Genomic DNA, 19,620 nt, shown 5'->3' on the forward strand with positions numbered 1-19,620 from the left:
GGCACTACATCTTCGGCGGCGACATCGGGTAATCCTTCGGCGGCGTATCGCCGGCAAGATTTCGCACGAAGTAATCCCAGCGACGGCGCGCGATATACGACGACGCCATGCCATAACCGTGATGCGCGTTCGGAATCAGGATCATGTCGAAATCACGGTTCGCCTTGATCAATGCATCGACCACCAGCAGCGTGTTCGATGTCGGCACGTTGTCGTCCATGGTGCCGTGCGTGAGCATCAGGTGTCCCTTGAGATTCTTCGCCATGCTCTCGTTGGCCTGGTCGTCGTAGTTGGTGGTGCCGTCCTTGTTGGTGACCAGCAGGCCCTGCCATTTCTCGGCCCAGTCGTCTTCATAGTTGCGGTTTTCATGGTTGCCGCTTTCCGACCAGCCGACCTTGAAGAAATCCGGATAGCGGAACAGGGCATCGGCCGTGGCATTGCCGCCGCCGGAATGTCCCCAGATGCCAACGCGATCGAGATCGACCCACGCATAGCGCTTGCCGAGTTCCTTCAGCGCCGCGACCTGATCGGGCAACGTGTTGTCGCCGATGTTCTGGAAATACGCGTCATGGAATGCCTTCGAGCGCCACGGCGTTCCCATGCCGTCGATGGCAACGACGATGAAGCCGAGTTCCGCCAACGATTGGTTGTCGCCATGCGCCGGGAAAAAACTGCGCCCGCGTACCGAGCCGGTCTGCGGGCCCGGATAGATGTAGTCGACAATCGGATATTTTTTCGACGTATCGAAATGCGTCGGCTTGAACAGCAGCCCATAGAGATCCGTCTTGCCGTCGCGTGCCTTCACTGTGATCGGCGTTGGCGGTACCCAGCCGGCAGCTACCAACCGGCGGATATCGGCCTTGGCGACTTGCGACACGGTGTGGCCGTCATCTGCGCTGCGAACCACGGTGACTGGTGGAACGGTGGTCGTGGAATAGGCGTCGACGAATAGACGTCCATCCGGCGAGAGCTCCACGGTGTGGTCCGAAGCTTCCGGCGTCAGCAATGCCGGCTTTCCGCCATCGAGGCCGACCTTGTAGAACTGCTGGTAATACGGATTCACGCCCGACTCGCGGCCGACGCCGCGGAACCACAGCGTGCGTGTCTTCGCATCCACCTTCAGCACCTGCGTGACGTTGCCTTCGCCGGTGGTGATCGCGTGCTTGAGCTTGCCGCTGTCGAGGTCGTACAGGTACAGGTTGCCCCAGTTGTTGCGTTCGGAGAACCATACCGCTTCATGCGTTTCAGGCAGGTAGAACCAATTGACCTGGTCGTTGCCGCTTTCGTAATAGGTCTTGACGCTTTCGTCGAACACCGTGCGGATCGCGCCGGTTTTCGCATCGGCGATGCGGAACCATTCGCGCTTGTGATCCCGCGAGGTGGAGACGAACGCCAGCGTCTTTCCGTCCGGCGCCCACTTCACATCATCCCAGCCGCCATCGGGGCCGCAGCTCACGTCGTCGCACAAGGTGGAACGATGCTGATCCGGCGGCATTTTCAGCCGCAACACCGAACGATTCGGCACGTCGATGATGACGCGCTCGATCATCGTCACGTCCTTGTCGCCGACCAGCGGATATTTCCACGCCTCCAGTTTCGGATGGCCGACGTTGGTGCTGATCATGTACATGTCGCCGGTCTTGCGCTGATCCTGCTGGAACGTGGCGATCTGTTTGGAATCCGGCGACCACACCAGGATCGCGTTGTCGGTGTGCTTCCACCCGGCGTTGTCAGTGGCGTAACCGAAGTTCTCCACGCCATCGGTGGTGAGCTGGGTTTCGCTGCCGCTGGCCACATCGCGCAGCCACAGGTTCCAGTGACGGATGAACGCTTCGGATTTCTTGTCTGGCGACAGCACGCCCGGCTCGCTGCCGGATTTTTTCGATGCGGATTTCTCTGCATCGACGCAGCTAACCTTGCCTTTCATGTCGCAGCGGAAACGCGCGTCGCGCAGCATGACATCGATGCGATCGTCGGGCAGTGCTTCGTAATCGACGATGCCGGGCTTCGTCGCATCCACCGGCTTCCCGGTCGCCTCGTGCAGCGCGGCGGCAAGCGCCACCTGATCGAACAGCGGCGAGGCCTTGCCGCTCGACGCATCCATCTGCGTGAAATGATCGCCGCTCGCGTCGTGGTCGCGGAACCAGAAGTGCTGGTTGTCGAGCCAGTCCACCTTCGACACCGCGTGATCGACCAGCGGCATCGTATGGAAGATGTCCAGGCGTTCCGCGCGCGCGTAATCGTCGTTGGTCAGCACGCGTCCCTGCGCGGCGACGCCGGCCGACAACAGCCCCAACATGATCGCGCCAACCAGACGCGATTTGCCGATTATCGAATGCATGGTGTTTCTCCCCGTGAACGGATGGCGTGGCCGGCTGACCACGCAGGTGCCTAACCGCCCGATCCTATCGCGATCGACACCGCCACTCCTGTGCCAAAGGTCTGGCCCGGACCACGACCCATTTGTCGGCAGCGAATACACTGCACGACCGCGTGCAACGTCGGCAATTCGCCGGCCACGCTTCCGAGCCCAGAGACCTTATGCCGACTGCCCCGAGCGAAGCCCGCCTGATGGAAATGGTTTTCCCCGATCACACCAACCACCTCGGCACGCTGTTCGGCGGGCAGGCGCTGGCGTGGATGGACAAGGCCGCATTCATCGTGGCCTCGCGCTATGCGCGCCGCACGGTAGTCACCGCGCGGTCGGAGGAAGTGAATTTTCGCGTGCCCGTGCGTACGGGCCAGCTGGTGGAACTGGTGGCTCGCGTGGTGAGCGTGGGGCGCAGTTCAATGCAGGTCGAAGTGGAGATGACCGCCGAGGATCCGCTCAGCGGCGATCGACGTGTCTGCACCACCGGCCGCTTCGTGATGATCGCGCTGGATTCCAACGGATCGCCGACCCATGTGCCGGCGATGCCGGGATCGGTGGACTGAGCTCGGACCGCGCGCTGCGGCCGTCCACCAGCAACGCCGGTCGGGGCCGCTGACGGATTCATCGATCCGGTCAGCGGGCCCGCGCAGGATCAGTGGATGTAACCGCTTTCCTGCGTGTTGACGGTGATACGGATCAGCTTGGACGCACTGCTGCCGATGCCGCCGCCGGAGAAGGTCAACGAACCTTCACCCTTGTAGAGAAACTCCATGCGGTAGTTGTCGCCGCCGAAGTGGAACGGGATCCACGCCTTGCCGGTCGCGTACGACTTCTGGTCGGTTGGCGGCCCGATGAGGTCCATGACCTCCTTGGAATACATGCCGACCCTGATCTTCGAAAACTTGCTGCCTGCAGCCGGCGTACCGACCACGGAAGCGCTGCTTGCAGGGTCGCTTCCCGTGCTGAAGGCCGGTTGGGCGTGGCCGGCGAACACGGCGAGTGTGGCAACGAGGGCGATCGCTTTGATCTTCACTGATGGTTTCTCCTGTTTGAATGACGAGCGGTATGACGCCACGGCAAAGCATCAGCGCCGCGCGTGCCGGACACGCGGCCCGCGTAGCTGTCACCGAACTTTCCCCCTGGCATCAAAGCGATTTCGCCTGTCGCCCATGCGGGCCAGGCAAAACCAAGCCGATGCTAGATTGACCGGTGAGCCGAAAACGATAGGCCGATGCCTACATCTGATGAGGGATTTGGCTTGCAAGCGTCGAAACGCGGTCGATTCGGCGTTTCCTCGCCGCGCTCGCCGACCGACAACTCCCGAATCTCGCCGCCATCGACCCGGCGAGCATCGGCTCAGCGCTGGTCCGCTGTGAGCTCCACCAGCCAGTCGATGAAAACGCGTAGCCGCGCAGGCATCTGCCGTTGCGGCGGATACAGCACGGTCATCGGCAAGGATGGCGGCGGTGTGCTTGAGAGCACCTCGCACATCGCGCCGCTCGCGAGTTCCTCCGCCACGCGATAGCGGGAGAACTGCGCCAATCCCAGCCCGGCCGCGCAGGAGGCAAGGTACGCATCTGCCCCGCTCACGGTCACCTTTCCAGGCAAGCTCACCTCGCGCCGCCGACGACCCACCATGAACTCCATGGGTTCGGCGCGGCGTGTGGTGGGCGATGCCCAGTTCACCGCGAAATGTCCGTTGTGCAGATCCGCGATGGACTGCGGACGGCCGTGCCGGCGCAAGTAATCGGCGCTCGCCACGGTCGCCTGTTGCAGCACCGCGAGCCGCCGGCCCACCATTCCCGTATCACCAAGCTCGCCTACACGCACCACGCAATCCACGCCTTCGCGCACCAGATCGACGAAGCGGTCACCGGTACCGATGTCCAGTTCGATTTGCGGAAAACGCGCATAGAACGCAGGCAGCGAAGGGATCACCAGCAAGCGCGCGAGCGACGCGGAAACGTGGATGCGCAGTCGACCTTTCGGCTGCACCGCGGCCTCGCGGAAATCCGTTTCGACCTCGTCCATGTCGGCCAGCAATCGCACGCAATGGCCGTAGTAGGTTTCGCCATCGCGCGTGGTGCTCACGCGGCGCGTGGTCCGTTGCAGCAACTGCGTGCCGAGCCGCGATTCGAGCCGCTTGATCGCATGCGTCACGGTGGCGCGCGGCAGACTCAGATCATCGGCGGCGGCGGTAAAGCTGCCCAGTTCGACGATGCGCGTGAACAGCCGCATGGCAAGCAGACGGTCCATGGCGATTGTTGTCTCTCGTGGAATGGTGATCGTCATTATTGACTGTTTATCCGGCCTGCGCATCGGCGCACGATGTCCGTCCCTTCAACCCCGATTGAGAGAACCACGATGCAGACACGCACTCTCGGCAAAAACGGCCCGGCGGTTTCAGCCCTTGGCCTCGGCTGCATGGGCATGAGCGATTTCTACGGCGCGCGCGACGACGTCGAATCGATCGCCACCATCCAGCATGCGCTCGACCGCGGTTTCGATTTTCTCGACACCGCCGACATGTACGGCCCGCATCTCAACGAAGAGCTGGTCGGCAAAGCGATCAAGGGCCGTCGCAAGGATGCCTTCATCGCCACGAAGTTCGGCATCGTGCGCGACCCGAACGATCCGAAGGCGCGCGGCGTGAACGGCCGGCCGGAGTACGTTCGCGCGTCGTGCGAGGGCAGCCTCAAGCGCCTCGGCGTGGACACCATCGACCTTTACTACCAGCACCGCGTCGATCCGAACGTGCCGATCGAAGAAACCGTCGGCGCGATGGCCGAACTGGTGCGCGCAGGCAAAGTACGTTTTCTGGGCCTCTCCGAAGCGGCAGGCACCACCATCGAACGCGCGTGCAAGGTGCATCCGATCGCCGCATTGCAGACGGAATTTTCGCTGTGGACGCGCGATCCGGAAGAGAACGGCATGCTCGCCGCGTGCCGCAAGAACGGCGTGAGCCTGGTCGCCTACTCGCCGCTCGGACGTGGTTTTCTCACGGGCGCGATCCGTTCGCCTGACGACTTCGATGCCGATGATTTCCGTCGCGGCAATCCACGTTTCCAGGGCGACAACTTCACGCGCAATCTCCAGCTGGTCGAACAGGTGAAGAAAATCGCCGCCGACAAGAGCTGCTCACCCGCGCAGCTCGCGCTGGCGTGGGTGCTCGCGCAGGGCGAAGACGTGCTGGCCATTCCCGGCACCCGCAAGCGTTCGCGGCTGGACGAAAACATCGGCGCGCTCGACGTCAAGCTGAGCGCAGCTGATCTGAAGGCGATCGACGCACTGTTCCCACCCGATGCGGCGGCCGGCCCGCGCTATGCCGAAGCCGGCATGCAGGGCGTCAATCTCTGATCTATCGCCGCATCGGCTTTTCAGCAGAGAACCGATGCGGTGCGGCTAGACTGCGCGGCATGAACACGCCCGAACAATCTCCGCTCGGCAAGGACGTCGTCTACGCCGATCGCTACAACCCTTCCCTTCTTTTTCCGATTCCGCGTGCCGAAAAGCGCGCGGAAATCGGTGTGGCCGAAGACCTGCCGTTCCATGGCGCGGATATATGGAACGCGTACGAATTGTCGTGGCTGGATCCGCGCGGCAAGCCCGTCGTCGGCCTCGCCGAATTCCGCGTGCCGGTGTCGTCGCCGAACATCATCGAATCCAAATCGTTCAAGTTGTATCTCAACAGCTTCGCGCAGGAACGCATCGCCGACGCTTCCACGTTGAGCACCACGCTGATGCACGACCTTTCCGCAGTGGCCGGTGCAGTCGTGAGTGTGGAACTGAGCGAATGCCGCAGCAGCTCGTTGCCCGTTGTCGATATGGACGGCCATTTGATCGATGCACTCGACATCGACGTCGATCACTACGGGCCGCCCGACGCAGCTTTCCTGAGTGCCGACATGGGCACCACGCCCATCGAGGAAACGCTGGTATCGCATCTGCTGCGTTCGAACTGCCCGGTGACCGGACAGCCCGATTGGGGCAGCGTGCAGATCGCCTATCGCGGCGCGCCGATCGACCATGCCGGCCTGCTGCGTTATCTGGTTTCGTTCCGCACGCACAACGAATTTCACGAGCAGTGCGTGGAGCGCATCTTTGTGGACCTGATGCGCCAGTGCGCGCCCCAACAGCTCAGCGTGTACGGTCGTTACACGCGCCGCGGCGGACTGGACATCAACCCGTTCCGCAGCAGCGTGCCTGCCACGCCGGGCAATCCGCGCACGGTTCGACAGTAGATGGGTGCGGCAACCTGTCCCGAGCAAAACGATGTGCTTGCCCCCACTCGGTAAAAGCCAAGGCACGACCGTGCATGCCGGTAATCGGCGCTTCATATCCGGCGCGTTAGCCTTCGGGTTCGGCCCAGCGCATCACGGATGATGTCGCCAAGCCATCATGTTCGGCGCAAGCCGTTGCCACCGCTCAGGGAGTCACCATGAAAATCTCTCCTCGCTCCGCCATCCTTTGCAGCGCCACGGTTGCTGCTGCCTTGCTGCTTGGCGCCTGCGGCAAGAAGGAACCCGCGGCTAATCCGCCGGCCGTAGCCGGCACGGCAGCCACGACACCGGCTCCGGCTCCCACGCCGGCTGCCACCACGGCCCCGGCTCCTGCTCCAGCAACCACTGCGGCGATCAAGCCGACCCCGGCGGCCGCAGGCACGACGGCTTCCGCGATAGCGCCAGCAACACCGGCGACCGCTGCGGCGGCAGCGCCTGCCGACAACGCGCTGACGGTGGCGAAAGTGACCGTGGGCGATGTGGTCAATGCCGATCATCAGGTCACACGCGCCGGCACGAGTTTCCCGACCAACGAGAAAACCATCTACGCCAGCGTCGCCACCGAAGGCCGCAGCGCCGGCGCCACGCTGAATGCCAAGTGGAGCTACCTCGAGGGCAATGGCCAGATGATCAGCAGCGTCAGCCAGGCGATTGCTACCGAAGGCCCGGCCGTCACCACCTTCAAGGTGCAGAACCCGGACCTGTGGCCCGAAGGCAAGTACAAGGTGGAAATCTCGCTGGACGGCAAGTCCGTGAGCGAACAGAACTTCGAGATCAAGAAACGCTGATGCAACGGCAATCGGCAAACGAAAAAGGCGCCTGAGGGCGCCTTTTCATGCGGCCATTCGCGAGGCTCATTCGACCTCGTCGGAGCCTTCGTTGACGCCCTCGAACAGGAACGTCGACAGATAACGCTCACCCGTGTCCGGCAGCATCGCCAGCAGCACCGTGCCTTCGGGCGCGTTCGATGCGAGCTGCAGAGCCGCAGCCAGCGTCGCACCTGAAGATATGCCAGTGAAGATTCCCTCCTGCCGCGCCAGCTCGCGTGAGGTATCGCGAGCGAGCACATCGTCGATATGCAGGATCGTGTCAACGACGTCGCGCTTGAGCACCGTCGGCACGAAGTCCGGCGTCCAGCCCTGGATCTTGTGTGGCTGCCATTCCTTGCCCGACAGCAGCGCAGCGCCGGCCGGCTCGGCCGCAACGATCTTCACTTCGGGTCGCGCCACCTTCAGCACTTCGCCCACGCCGGTGATCGTGCCGCCGGTACCCCAGCCGCTGACGAAATAATCGAGCCGGCGACCAGCAAAGTCGCGCAGGATTTCCGGTGCCGTGGTGTTGCGGTGGTACGCCGGGTTGGCGGGGTTGTCGAACTGATTGGCCAGGAACCATCCGTGCTTCTGCGCCAGCTCCTTCGCCTTGATCACCATGCCGGTTCCGCGCGCAGCGGCCGGCGTCAGCAGCACCCTGCCGCCATACGCACGGATCAACTTGCGCCGCTCGATCGAGAACGTCTCGGCCATCACCGCCACGAACGGATAACCGCGCGCAGCGCACACCGCTGCTAGCGCCACGCCGGTGTTGCCGGAAGTCGCCTCGACCACCGTCTGCCCGGGCTTGAGCGTGCCGCGTTGTTCCGCATCCAGAATGATTGCCAGCGCGAGTCGATCCTTGACCGAACCGGCAGGATTGAATGCCTCCACCTTGACGTAGATGTCGACGTGCTTCGGCGCCAGCCGGTGCAGCTTGACGATGGGCGTGTTGCCGATGGTGTCGAGAATGCTTTCGTAGATCATGTCGTAGTCCGCGAAGGAGGAGGAATGGGTGCGGCGGCGACTAGCAGCCTGCATCCATGATCCGGTCACGCATGATGGACCGCAACCAGCCGGACGTTGTATGTCGATGGCCGCGCTTGCATTTCTACGGCATCGCCAGCCTCGATTCACTCATGCCCGGCCGGTTGCTCCATATGGAGAATGAACGCGCGGACTTGGCGTGAAGGAAGCCGTGGATGCTTGATAAAGAAATGAATCGGCCGTATAAACGTCCAAACATGACGAGCACATGCCATCACGAACGACGTATCCGCAACCGCTTGCGGCTTTTGCGTGCCACGTCGTCGTGCCTCAGGACGAGTCGTTCCACGCGATGTCGCAGGGTTTCATTCGCGCTTCGAACCCACGACCACGATCGTTCACGAGTCTTCCGTCATGACGCTTACGCAACTGCGCTACCTCATCGCCATCGCCGATTCGGGCCTTAACATCACGCTGGCTGCCGAACGCGTGCATGCTACACAGTCCGGGCTGAGCAAGCAGCTTCGGCAACTGGAAGAGGAACTTGGCTTCCAGCTGTTTCTCCGCAAGGGCAAGAGCCTCGACGCGGTCACGCACGCCGGCCAGCATGTGCTTGAGCGCGCACGCACGATACTCGCCGAGGCCGCGAACATTCGCTCGATCGCTGCCAATCTGCGCAACGACGCCTGCGGCGAATTGCGCATTGCCACCACGCATACGCAGGCGCGCTTCGCCTTGCCGCAGGCGATCGGCGCGTTGTCGCGGCGCTATCCCGAAGTCAGCGTGCATCTGCAACCGGGGCGCGACGCCGATGTACTGGAAGAACTGGAAACCGGCCGCGCGGATCTCGCCGTGGTCAGCAGCACGGGCGCGCCACCCGCGTTTGGCGTGGCGCTGCCGGCTTATCGATGGCAACGCGTCATCCTCGTTCCGCGCAACCATCCACTCGCGTCGCGCAGAAAGCCGCTGACGCTGGAACAACTCGCCACCCTGCCGTTGATCAGCTACGAATCCTCGATGCTGCCGGAGTCCTCGCTGCGTCGCGCGTTCGATAGGGCCGGCTTGCGACCGCAGATCGCGATGACGGCCGGCGATGCCGACCTGATCAAGACATACGTGCGCGCCGGCCTCGGCGTCGGCGTACTGGCGGAGATGGCGATACTGCCGGGCGATACCGACCTGCAGGTGTTGCCGGCGGATCATCTGTTTGCGCCGTGCACGACCTGGATCGTGTTGCGCCAGGAAAGCGTGTTGCGTGATTACGCGCTGGAATTCATCAACCTGTTTGCGCCACACCTCGATCGCAACGATGTCGTGCATGCACTTGCCGCGGATGGATCGAGCATCGACTGGCTCGCCATTCCGCATTGGCGCGAACGACAAGCCACCGCATTGCGCAACGCCGCCTGATCGCTCGTCGCCCATCTCCATTTCAATAGTCGTAGGTCGCGCTTACCCGTACGTATCGTGGCTGCTGGCGCACCACGGCCGAGCCGTACAACGGATCGGGCGTGCCACGGGATGCCTCGAAATACGGATAGGCGTTGAGGATGGTTTGCGAGTTGAACACGTTGAAGACGTTGAGCGAAAACGCCAGCTTGCCGGTGGCGATCGACGGCCGATAGGTTGCGCCGATATCGACCTGCCGGTTCCATGGCAACCGATGCGTTCCCGGCGGTGAAGGCTGGCCGCCGCACCAGTGGTAATAACTGCCATAGCCGTCCGGATCGGACACGGGCAATGGCCCGTAGTAGCCGAGGCAGTTGCGCGGGTTGCCCGAGACCAGCTGCACGTTGCCGGACACTTGCCATTGCGGCGTGATCTGGTAGTAGCCGAACAACTTGATCTGATGCGTGTGGTCATTGCTTTGCGCGCCGTTGCTGGCGGACATCAAGGCCGGAAAATCCCAGTCGATGCTTGTCGACGCGGCAGTCTGCTGGATGTCCGAACGCAACTGCCCTTCGGTGTCGCCGTAGCTGCGCGAGAAAACGTAGTCGATCTTGCCGTACCAGCTGCCGTCGAACGGATGCTCGAGGAATGTTTCGAGTCCGTAGTATTTCCGCTTCAACTGGGGGAAACCCATCTCGTCATTGCTCAGCGTGACGCTACGATAGGCGCCGCCCGTATCCAGCACGGTGAACGTGTTCGCACGACCGGGGTTGATCAGATAGCAGCTGTTGGTGGCGCTGACGTCGTAGCCGAGCGTGGCGGCCTTGTTCTCGATCGCCGGCACATCGCAGTAGTCGTCGATGTCACTGCGCAGGATGCGCCGGGTCAGCTTGGCGCCATACGTCCATTCGTTGCCGATCGACTTGACGAAGCCGAGGATGAACTCGTCCTGGAATTCGGATCGAAGATTCTGCGCCGTCACCGTTTTCGGATCCGGCAGCACGCCGTAAGTGTTGTTGGGCGACACGGCGTTGGAGAATGGCGTGAGCCCGGTAGGCGTGCCGTCCGCGGCGATGCCGCTGTACGTGAAGTATTGCTGGGTCGACACATAGGCGCCCGCGGCATTCAACGACGGGTTCAACGGCAGGCCAAGGTAATAGCGGCCCGCGTTGCCATACACCTTGAAACTGGAGTCGCCGTTGACGTCCCAGCTGAAACCAAGCCTCGGCGCCCATTGCGGTTGGCGCTGCCGGATATACGGCTGCGCATCGGCGTTGAAGTTGGTGAACTGGTCGTTGCGCAATCCCAGCGACAGCAGCCAGCGATCGCTGACTTGCCACTTGTCCTCGACATATTGCGCGCGCTGCGCCGAGCGCACGCTGGCGACCGAATTATTGACGTTCTGGATCGCGTAATAACCCGATTGCCCGTTCGGATAATCGCCGGGTGCGCCCACACCAAGATTCGGAATCAACGGCACATCGGGCGTGTTGGTGTTGGCGTATTGCCACGTATAACCCGGCCCTGAAGCCTGGCTGCCCTGCGAGATCGCGCGCGAGTTCTGGTTGTCCACGCCTGCCGAAATCGTGTGTTGTCCGAGTTGGTAACTCAGGTCGATGCGCAGGTTGTTGCTGGTGTCGTGCCGGTTCGGATCAAACAGCGATGAGGTGATCTGGTTATTGGTGATGGCCCTGCCGCCGTTCAATGCCGGGTTTTGGGACTGCGTATCGGCGAGGAAAGTGAGGCTGCTGTCGTAGCCGTCCGGCACGTCGTAGTTGACGTTGGTCATCTTGCCGTAGGTCGCGGTGAGGGTCAGCGTGTCGGTGATGTAGCTGGTGAACTTGGCGGTGTAGAGATCGCCGCCGGTCTTGATGTCGTCGGCGTTGTTGATGAAGCCGCCACGCTGCAGCGTGTTGTAGTCGTAGCTGTAAATCTTGCCCGACGTTTCGTCCTTGCTCGACGCGCCGGTGAGTTCGAGGATATTGCTGTCGGTGATGTTCCAGTCGATCTTGCCGTACCACTTCGGCAGATTGTCGTCATAGGTCTGGTACGGCGTCGCGCTGGTCACGTTGTTGACCGTGTTGCCGACGCTTTTGGACGCTTCCGCAGCGAGGAAAATGAAGAGCCGATCCTTGATCAGCGGGCCGCCGACGTAGGCATCGTAGGTGGTGGTCCATCCGCGATTTCTGCTTTTCGGATCGTAAAGACTGCCGGCCGTGAGGATGGCTGGCAGGCCGTTGGTGTAATACGTGTCGGTGCCGTTGGAGCGCGCGAACGCAGGCTCCCACAGCGCCTGCGCGCCGAAATGCCATTCGTTGTCGCCACGCTTGCCGACCATGTTGATCACGCCACCGTCGGAGCGACCGTACTGCGCGCTGTAGCCGCCGGTGTAAATTTCCTGCTGATCGATGGCGCCATACGGAAGCGTGATGCCACCCAGCCCGCGCTGCGGATCGGTGGTGTTGAATCCGTTGATGTAATACGCGTTCTCGCTCGCCGCGCTGCCACCGAAACTGACCAGCGACTGTCCGGTGCGACCGGTGTAGCCGCCGCTGTTGTTGACCACGCCCGGCGCCAGCTGTGCAATCGCTTCGGCGGATCGCGCCAGCGGCAACTGCGCGAGTTCCTTCGCGGTGATCACGGTGCGCGAATCCACCGAAGTGACATCGATCACCGGCAGGTTCTGCGCAGTCACGGAAACGGCGCCCAGGTTTTTCGCGGCAACAGCCCCGAAAGATACTTCCGTGCCTGTGCCCACGCGCAGATTCACATCCGCATGCGAATCGACGACATTGCCCTCGCGCAGCAAGGAAACCACGTAAGAGCCGATCGGCAACTGCGGCGCGACGTAATGCCCATGCCTGTCCACCGATACCTCGCGGACAACGCCCGACGAACTGCGTACCTGCACCGTTTCTCCATCGGCGGCGGGTGCCTGTCCGAAGATGCTGCCGGTGGTGGACTGTGCCATGGAAGGCGAGGCGATCGAGACCAGCGCCGCGGCTACGAAAAAAGCCAGTGTCCTTTGTGGAGAAAGGTGTTTCTTGTTCAAGAGCGTTGTTCCTCGACGGTTGCTCGCCGTGACTTCGCGCTGAAGCGACGGCGTTGTTTGCTGCGATGCAGCGCGAGAACAAACGTAACATGATGTTTGGACGTATAGACGTCCATTTCTATGACGTTTCGTCATGCCTAAAGAACGATAAGTTCTATGAGATCGATATCAGCAAAGTTTCGGGACGTGTTTGTCCCGCTCGACTCCGGCACTCGATGCTCAAGCATTCCGTTTGCCCGGCGCAGCTGTGCGGCGGCAGATGACCTTACGGTGGCTATTGCTCCGAATGGCGCGAATGTCTACGTGACTGCCGAACCGGATGGGCTACCGCGCATCCACCTGCAACCGATCGGTCACGAACAGGACACGACAAACGTCTCCAATTGGCTATGGCTCCGTTGAGGCAACGGCCTCAGCATTCCCGCTCCCATTCCGGCAATCCCCATGAACCGCGCCGCTTTTCTCTTCGTCACTGCGCTGACGCTGATTTCCGCGGGTTGCGATCGCGTTCCGCGATCTGCTTCAGAATTTCTGCTTTCCATGCACGCTGATCCGACGGTCTACGCCCGGAACCCGAAGCTTCGCGAAGAAACCATGGAGGCCTGCCTTTCGGGAACGCCCGATGAGCAAATACAGCGCATGCAGCTTCAGGCATGCCAGTACGCGTCGGACACGGCGATCGTTCCAGGCCCGAACAGTTGATGACGCCGCAGAGCCGGCGATCGATATCGCTATCAGCAGTGTCGTCATGGGCCTCTGTCATGCGCTTATACACAGGGGTTTGCGGCCCCGATGAAGTGCTGGCGGATTCTTCAAGGCACCCGCGCATTCCGACGCAATGTCAGGCACTCACATTCCCCACGCAGCTGCCTCACAAATCGCTAACGACGATGCACCGATCATCCGGACACCTTCAGAAGAGGAGTGCACCGTGAAAATTTCCATTCCCGCGCTTGTTGCTGCTGCGTTCCTGCTTGGCGCCGCCTACTCGCCAACATCACCTGCCTCGCCGTGGCAGGGCCAGGCGTCAGCTGCCAATGATCAGGCCATACCAAGCTTCGAGGATCTCGACAAGACACATCGCGGATTCCTGACTCGCGCGGATATCCCGAAGGATGTCGAAGCGCTGAAGCCCTTGCGGATGCATCTCGCCGATTCGGACGCAAACGGAAACGGTCGTCTGGAAAAATCGGAATACGGTGCCTACGTAGCGAAGGTGCAAGCCAGCAATGGACAATCCACGACGCCCGGGACGGAGCATCCGGCCCCAAAGGCCATGCACTGATAAAAAATCCGACATGACGTCTCGCGATCGGGAACGGCGCGCTCCAGAAAAATCTCGGTGATCAATCCCCGCGCGCCGAAGACCTCGTATGGAAGATGGACGTCCACAAAAAAGAAGGCCACCCGTCGAGGTGGCCTTCTTTCTTGTCGATGATGGTGCGCTCGGCGGGATTCGAACCCACGACCACTGCCTTCGGAGGGCAGTACTCTATCCAGCTGAGCTACGAGCGCATGTGGCAATTGCGGCGAACGTCCATGACGGGCGGTTCGACGCAGGGTGCGCAGTATAGCCGAGGCGGCTGATGTTCGAGGTGCCGCAGTGGAAGGCCGCTCCCTGCCTGCGCAGGGAGCGGAATGGTCCGGTCAGCGTGGCTTGAGCAAGGCGGTCAGCGTGTCCGGCTTGCCCTCTTCGCGCATCAGGTGCGGATACTTGAGGCCACCGTGGTAGTCGATGCGGATGGTCTGGTACTCGTCGAAGTTCTTCACCAGCAATTCGATCGGCTGGCTGCGATCCTTCGCCGCGGCGGTGACGGCATCCTTCAGTGCGTCGGCGTCATAGTCGTGGCTGTTCACGGCCACGATCGTCATGCCGGGCGACAGACCAGCCTTGAAGGCCGGGCCATCCCACAGCACGTCGCCGATGTCGCCGCCCTTGCCCACCGATACGCCCAGCGAATAGGTGAGGTCGGCCGCGTGACGGCGCATCTCGATGGCCTTCACTGCTGCGGAGGGCTTGTCGGTATAGACCAGCTTCCAGCCGTGCGATGCGATGCCGCCGATCAGCGACCCGTGTCCATCCAGGCGCGTGCGCAGATAGCTTGCCCAGTCGAACGGCGCGATGCCGTTGAGCGTCTTGGTGACGTCCTCGAAGGTGTACGTATCGACATCCCACTTGCCCGGGTTGACGCCGAAGAAAGCCTTGCCGAAATCGTCGATGGTCTTCTTGCCGCCGCTGAGTTCACGCAGCTTGCTGTCGACCTCGAGCCAGATCATCTGGCCGGCCGAGTAGTAGTCCTCGCTGCCCTGATAGTTGCGGTACGGCAACGGGCTGCGCTGTGCGATGGTCGGATCGTTGGTGGTGTCCTGCACGTTGCGCCAGCTGGCCAGGCCCGGGCGACCCTGGTCATAAGTGGCCGCGACAAAGGCGAGCATGTCGTGCGTCTGGTCGGTGGTCCACATGCCCGAGCGCGCAGCCATCACCTGACCCCAGAACTGCGTCTGGCCTTCGTAAACCCACAGCAGCGAATCGCCCATCGGCACGTTGAAGTTCGGCGTGGCGAGATCCGCGCCGCGACGATATTTGCCGTCCCACGAATGGTTGAACTCGTGCGAAAGCAGGTCGCGACCGAGCGCGGATTTCTCCCAGTCGGTGAAGTAGTCAGTACCGGTGCCGTCTTCGCTGGAGCGGTGATGTTCGAGTCCTTCGCCGCCCATCTTCTCGCTGAGCGACAGCAGGAAATCGTAGTGATCGTAGTGGTGCGCGCCGTACATCTTGTACATCTGCTGCACCAGATTCTGATGCACCTTCAACTGCTCCGGCTTGATCTCCAGGAACTTCGGATCGTCCGCGACGATGTCGATGTGCACCGGCGTCGATGCGCCCGGATCGAGATCGACGCGCTTGAAATACTTGCCGGCGAAAATCGGCGAATCCACCAGGTCGTCGTAGTTGATCGGCTTGAAGTTCAGCGTGTCGCCGTCGCGCGACGCGACTTCCAGCGCCGTGCCCGCCTGCCAGCCGGTCGGCAGCTTCACGCTCGGCTCGGTGTTGATCTGTCGGGCGAAGTAGCCGGCCGGATAGATCGTGTTGGCGCTCCACTGCACGTCGAGCATTTCCGGCGTCATCACCACGCGGCCTTCGCGCTGGCTCAGCGGTGACAGGTACTGGAAATCCACCTCGACGCCGCTGGCGCCCTGCGGCACGTCGACATGGAAGGCGTACACGTTGAACTGATCGCGCGTCCACGGCAGCGTGGTGCCATTGGCCTTGACGACCAGACCCGCCAGCTTGCTGATCGGTCCGGTCGGCGAGTGATTGCCGGGAATCCACTCCGGATACAACAGGGTCAGCGGGCCGGGCGCCGCGGGAATCACCTCGTGCACGCGGAAGATGCGGTGCGCAATATCGGTGGCATCGACGTTGATCTTGAGAGTGCCCTGATACGGCACATCCTGCGGTGCCGCGACATCGGCGAGCGCCGCGAAGCTGCCCAGCCCGAAGGCGGCGGCAACCATGGCTGAAGCAAGGCGGGTAACTTTCACTGGGTTCTCCAAGATGGAAACGACGAGGCCCGCGATACCGGCAGACAAACCACGAAAACGTCTGTGCGGAAGGCTCGAGGGCGGAAAATTTCGCTGTCCGCCGGTGCAGGCAACCGCGCGCGGCGAGGATCGAAGGCGTCGATGCTAGACCCGACTTGCTGCGCTTAACCCATGCCGAAGGTCATGGCTGTGTATCGCCTTCGCCGGTTCCCAGGGCCCTCTGGCATTTATCTTGCTGTGACTTCTCCCATGGACACCCGCGCTCCCGTCGGCCGCTCCCGCATGCATGCCCTGTTCCCGGGCAGGGAAGCCGGCGGCCTGCAGGGACAGCGCGAATATCGCGATTACCTGGCGCTGCAGATGGCGCCGATGGTGCACGCGCTGATGCTGGTGGCGGTGGTTGCCTACCTCGCCGCGACCGGTGCCAGCGCCTTGCTGGCCGGTTCCGCCATCCCGCTCGCGTGGCGACTGACGCCGGTCTTGCCGCTGCTGCTGGTGGCAGTGGCGACGAGAAAAGTCCGCTCGCCTTTGCCGTTGAGCCTGCTGACGTTGCTGTGCGTGGCGCTGCTGGAAATCGGCATCAATCTCAATGGTTTCGGTCGCCCGGCCGGCCTGCCGTGGGTGTTGCCGGGATGCCTGCTGGTACCGGTCGCGTCGTCGGTGATCTGGCCCGGCCGCTGGGATTTCCTCGCCGCCATGCTGTTGTGCGCGCTGGGCCCGTTGCCGATGTTGCTGTTCGGCATTGGCGAGGGCGGCACGCAGATTTTCCAGTTCACCGTGTACATGGCGATCTCGATCTGCGCTTCGACTGTGCTGCGCGCTTTCATGACGCGCACTTTGTTCGAACAGTTCCGGCTGGAGCGACAACTGCGCGAGCAGGCCAATACCGACGGCCTCACCGGCCTGCTGCTGCGCAACCGCTTTCTCGAACTCGCGCGTAACCAGCTGGTCGACGCGCAACAGGATGGCTTGCCGACCTGCATGCTGTATCTCGACGCCGATCACTTCAAGCGGCTCAACGACGAGCACGGCCATGCGGCCGGCGACGAAGCGTTGACCGCACTCGCCGCCGCGCTGCGTTCGCAGGCGCGTCACACCACGCTGATCGGCCGCATCGGCGGCGAAGAATTCGCGCTGCTGCTGCCGGGGTTCGGCATGCGCCAGGCGTCGGAAAAAGCCGAGCGGCTGCGTGTGGCGATGCACTCGGTGCGCCGGCCGGATGGCCCGTTGACCGTGAGCATCGGCATCGCCGAATGCCACCATGCGGACGAAACCATCGAAAGCCTGCTCGCGCGGGCCGATCAGGCGATGCGACTGGCCAAGCGCAACGGTCGCGATCGCGTGGTCAGGGTCGCCTGATCGCGCTATGCCTCAGCTGCCGGCTTGTTCCAGCTTGCTGTGCCACATGCCGTAACCGAAATAAATCACGCAGCCGATGGCCATCCAGATCACGAAGCGCTCGTAGGTGATCCACGGCAGGCCGTAGATCAGCACCACCGAAAACACGATGCCCAGCGGCGCGGTGAACCACACCGCCGGCGTGCGGAAATGACGCTGCAGGTCCGGCCGGCGTACGCGCAGCACCATGATCGATCCGCAGATGATGATGAACGCGCTCAGCGTGCCGATGTTCACCAGCTCGGCCACTTCGCCGATCGGCAGCAAACCGGCAACCAGCGCGGTGAACAGGCCGAGGATGATCGTCGGCCGCGCCGGCGTGCCGAAGCGCGGGCTCACCTTCGCGAACCACGCCGGCAGCAGGCCATCGCGCGCCAGCGCAAACCAGATACGCGCCGCGCCGAGCATGAAGGCGAACAGCACGCTGGTCACGCCGATCACCGCGGCGATCGCGATGATGATGCTCAGCCAGTTCAGGCCGATCGAATGGAACGCATCGGACACCGACGCCTCGCCGCCGAGCGTGCCGTAAGGAACGATGCCGGTCAGCACCAGCGACACCGCGATGTACAACACCATCGCGACGCCCAGCGACAACAGCACCGCGCGCGGCAGATCGCGCTGCGGATGCTTCGCTTCCTCCGCCGCCGTTGTCAGCGTGTCGTAGCCGAACACCGCGAAAAACACCACGCTCGCCCCGGTCAAAACGCCCTGCCAGCCGAAGTGGCTCAGCCCCGTGGCGGCATCGGTCACGCGCGCGGGGATAAACGGATGCCAGTTCGCCGCGTGGATGTAGAACACGCCAACGCCGACCACCAGCAACACGCCGATCACCTTGATCGTCACCACCGCCGTATTGAAACGCGCACCCCATTCGGTGCGCACGGTGAGCAGGATCGCCACCGCGATCGACACCGCCGCGGCGATCACGTTGAAGCGATGCCCATCGCTCGGCGCCACCGCCGCGCCGTGCACGCCGAACATCTGCTGCAGGTAGTAGTGCATCGTCTGCGCGCTCATGCTTTTCTGCGCCCACTCCGGCAGGTGCACGCCGGCCGATGCGAGCAACACCTGCACGTAACCGGACCAGCCGATCGCCACCACCGCGACCACCAGCGCGTACTCCAGCAGCAAGTCCCAGCCGATGATCCACGCGACGAATTCGCCGAGCACCGCGTAACCGTAGGTGTACGCGCTGCCAGTCACCGGTATCAGCCCGGCGAATTCCGCGTAGCACAGCGCGGCGCACGCGCTGCCAAGTCCGGCGATGATGAAACTGAGCGCCACCGCCGGCCCCGCATTCGTCGCCGCCTGCTGTCCGGCCAGCACGAAAATGCCCACGCCGATGATGCCGCCAATGCCGATCGCCGTGAGCTGCCACAGGCCCAGCACACGCCTGAAATCACCGCGTTTGCCCGCCTCCGACTGCAGTTGCTCGACCGACTTGTGCCGCACCAGCCTGTGGAAGAAACCCATCGTGTGATCCTCGGAAGCAAGCGGGGATCATAACGGCAGCGATGACGAGGCGGCTTTTGCAACATTGTCATCGTCGCCCATTCGCGCTGTGGCAACGCGCACATCCCGGATCGGGTGCATGCGCACATGCCCCGTCCCAAACCCGCTCCGTCGCGCTCAACATCCGCACTCGCGGACCGACCGCCTGCAAAACCGGCATGCACCGGCCTCACCGAACCTTTGCTCCAGGCGACCCGTCAGACCCTTCTGAAGCCGGTTGAGTCGTTTTGCTTCATCGATGAGGCAAAAAGACTTATGCATGAGGCTCGCCGG

The 19,620-nt window shown here is 62.6% G+C and carries 14 protein-coding genes and 1 tRNA gene; 7 read left to right on the plus strand and 8 right to left on the minus strand.

Features of this window, described 5'->3' with window-relative positions; all coding sequences use genetic code 11:
• Window positions 1–4: 4 nt before the first annotated feature.
• On the minus strand, window positions 5–2,341 hold the full coding sequence (locus tag GSQ73_RS02650) for a S9 family peptidase (protein ID WP_158880730.1): 2,337 nt from the start codon (window positions 2,339–2,341) through the stop codon (window positions 5–7).
• Window positions 2,342–2,541: 200 nt separating this feature from the next.
• Here GSQ73_RS02650 and GSQ73_RS02655 point away from each other — a divergent pair, with 200 nt between their 5' ends.
• Window positions 2,542–2,934, plus strand: coding sequence for an acyl-CoA thioesterase (locus GSQ73_RS02655; protein ID WP_158880732.1), 393 nt, complete (start codon window positions 2,542–2,544; stop codon window positions 2,932–2,934).
• A gap of 89 nt (window positions 2,935–3,023) precedes the next feature.
• Here the strand turns inward: GSQ73_RS02655 and GSQ73_RS02660 are convergent, their stop codons facing one another.
• Window positions 3,024–3,404 carry a hypothetical protein gene (locus GSQ73_RS02660; RefSeq protein WP_158880734.1) on the minus strand — a complete coding sequence of 127 codons (381 nt, stop codon included), beginning with the start codon at window positions 3,402–3,404 and terminating at the stop codon, window positions 3,024–3,026.
• A gap of 323 nt (window positions 3,405–3,727) precedes the next feature.
• Window positions 3,728–4,627, minus strand: a complete 900-nt coding sequence (locus GSQ73_RS02665) for a LysR family transcriptional regulator (protein WP_158880736.1) — start codon at window positions 4,625–4,627, stop codon at window positions 3,728–3,730.
• Window positions 4,628–4,735: 108 nt separating this feature from the next.
• Here GSQ73_RS02665 and GSQ73_RS02670 point away from each other — a divergent pair, with 108 nt between their 5' ends.
• From GSQ73_RS02670 to GSQ73_RS02680, 3 genes are all read left to right on the plus strand, one after another.
• A complete protein-coding gene (locus tag GSQ73_RS02670) occupies window positions 4,736–5,728 on the plus strand; it encodes an aldo/keto reductase (protein ID WP_158880738.1) in 993 nt (330 codons plus the stop codon).
• A 59-nt stretch (window positions 5,729–5,787) separates the two neighbouring features.
• On the plus strand, window positions 5,788–6,612 hold the full coding sequence (queF, locus tag GSQ73_RS02675; RefSeq protein WP_158880740.1) for an NADPH-dependent 7-cyano-7-deazaguanine reductase QueF: 825 nt from the start codon (window positions 5,788–5,790) through the stop codon (window positions 6,610–6,612).
• Window positions 6,613–6,809: 197 nt separating this feature from the next.
• Window positions 6,810–7,439, plus strand: coding sequence for a hypothetical protein (locus GSQ73_RS02680; protein ID WP_158880742.1), 630 nt, complete (start codon window positions 6,810–6,812; stop codon window positions 7,437–7,439).
• Between the two features lie 66 nt (window positions 7,440–7,505).
• On the opposite strand, the gene cysK is transcribed toward GSQ73_RS02680, so the two are convergent.
• Window positions 7,506–8,447 carry a cysteine synthase A gene (gene cysK, locus GSQ73_RS02685; protein WP_158880744.1) on the minus strand — a complete coding sequence of 314 codons (942 nt, stop codon included), beginning with the start codon at window positions 8,445–8,447 and terminating at the stop codon, window positions 7,506–7,508.
• A 414-nt stretch (window positions 8,448–8,861) separates the two neighbouring features.
• Between cysK and GSQ73_RS02690 the strand changes: the two genes are divergently transcribed.
• Complete coding sequence (locus GSQ73_RS02690) at window positions 8,862–9,857, plus strand: LysR substrate-binding domain-containing protein (protein ID WP_158880746.1); 996 nt, start codon at window positions 8,862–8,864, stop codon at window positions 9,855–9,857.
• A 22-nt stretch (window positions 9,858–9,879) separates the two neighbouring features.
• On the opposite strand, the gene GSQ73_RS02695 is transcribed toward GSQ73_RS02690, so the two are convergent.
• Window positions 9,880–12,807: a TonB-dependent receptor gene (locus tag GSQ73_RS02695; RefSeq protein WP_158881677.1), complete on the minus strand. Its 2,928-nt coding sequence runs from the start codon at window positions 12,805–12,807 to the stop codon at window positions 9,880–9,882.
• A 1,012-nt stretch (window positions 12,808–13,819) separates the two neighbouring features.
• Here GSQ73_RS02695 and GSQ73_RS02705 point away from each other — a divergent pair.
• Complete coding sequence (locus GSQ73_RS02705; protein WP_158880750.1) at window positions 13,820–14,173, plus strand: hypothetical protein; 354 nt, start codon at window positions 13,820–13,822, stop codon at window positions 14,171–14,173.
• 153 nt (window positions 14,174–14,326) lie between these two features.
• Here GSQ73_RS02705 and GSQ73_RS02710 read toward each other — a convergent pair.
• Window positions 14,327–14,403 (minus strand) — tRNA-Arg (locus tag GSQ73_RS02710).
• Window positions 14,404–14,535: 132 nt separating this feature from the next.
• Window positions 14,536–16,434 (minus strand): M61 family peptidase, encoded by a 1,899-nt coding sequence (locus GSQ73_RS02715; RefSeq protein WP_158880752.1) that lies wholly within the window; start codon window positions 16,432–16,434, stop codon window positions 14,536–14,538.
• Between the two features lie 282 nt (window positions 16,435–16,716).
• Here GSQ73_RS02715 and GSQ73_RS02720 point away from each other — a divergent pair, with 282 nt between their 5' ends.
• Window positions 16,717–17,793 (plus strand): GGDEF domain-containing protein, encoded by a 1,077-nt coding sequence (locus tag GSQ73_RS02720; RefSeq protein ID WP_158881679.1) that lies wholly within the window; start codon window positions 16,717–16,719, stop codon window positions 17,791–17,793.
• Window positions 17,794–17,805: 12 nt separating this feature from the next.
• On the opposite strand, the gene GSQ73_RS02725 is transcribed toward GSQ73_RS02720, so the two are convergent.
• Window positions 17,806–19,308 carry an amino acid permease gene (locus GSQ73_RS02725; RefSeq protein ID WP_158880754.1) on the minus strand — a complete coding sequence of 501 codons (1,503 nt, stop codon included), beginning with the start codon at window positions 19,306–19,308 and terminating at the stop codon, window positions 17,806–17,808.
• Between the last annotated feature and the right edge of the window lie 312 nt (window positions 19,309–19,620).

It is taken from the genome of Rhodanobacter sp. L36, from assembly GCF_009765755.1.
GTDB lineage: Bacteria > Pseudomonadota > Gammaproteobacteria > Xanthomonadales > Rhodanobacteraceae > Rhodanobacter.

What these genes read in the sequence shown, in the direction of transcription:
- GSQ73_RS02695 (WP_158881677.1), bottom strand. Translation starts at nt 12,807, where the DNA reads ATGGCACAGTCCACCACCGGCAGCATCTTCGGACAGGCACCCGCCGCC.
- queF (WP_158880740.1), top strand. Translation starts at nt 5,788, where the DNA reads ATGAACACGCCCGAACAATCTCCGCTCGGCAAGGACGTCGTCTACGCC.
- GSQ73_RS02655 (WP_158880732.1), top strand. Translation starts at nt 2,542, where the DNA reads ATGCCGACTGCCCCGAGCGAAGCCCGCCTGATGGAAATGGTTTTCCCC.
- GSQ73_RS02720 (WP_158881679.1), top strand. Translation starts at nt 16,717, where the DNA reads ATGCATGCCCTGTTCCCGGGCAGGGAAGCCGGCGGCCTGCAGGGACAG.
- cysK (WP_158880744.1), bottom strand. Translation starts at nt 8,447, where the DNA reads ATGATCTACGAAAGCATTCTCGACACCATCGGCAACACGCCCATCGTC.
- GSQ73_RS02680 (WP_158880742.1), top strand. Translation starts at nt 6,810, where the DNA reads ATGAAAATCTCTCCTCGCTCCGCCATCCTTTGCAGCGCCACGGTTGCT.
- GSQ73_RS02650 (WP_158880730.1), bottom strand. Translation starts at nt 2,341, where the DNA reads ATGCATTCGATAATCGGCAAATCGCGTCTGGTTGGCGCGATCATGTTG.
- GSQ73_RS02725 (WP_158880754.1), bottom strand. Translation starts at nt 19,308, where the DNA reads ATGGGTTTCTTCCACAGGCTGGTGCGGCACAAGTCGGTCGAGCAACTG.
- GSQ73_RS02690 (WP_158880746.1), top strand. Translation starts at nt 8,862, where the DNA reads ATGACGCTTACGCAACTGCGCTACCTCATCGCCATCGCCGATTCGGGC.
- GSQ73_RS02665 (WP_158880736.1), bottom strand. Translation starts at nt 4,627, where the DNA reads ATGGACCGTCTGCTTGCCATGCGGCTGTTCACGCGCATCGTCGAACTG.
- GSQ73_RS02670 (WP_158880738.1), top strand. Translation starts at nt 4,736, where the DNA reads ATGCAGACACGCACTCTCGGCAAAAACGGCCCGGCGGTTTCAGCCCTT.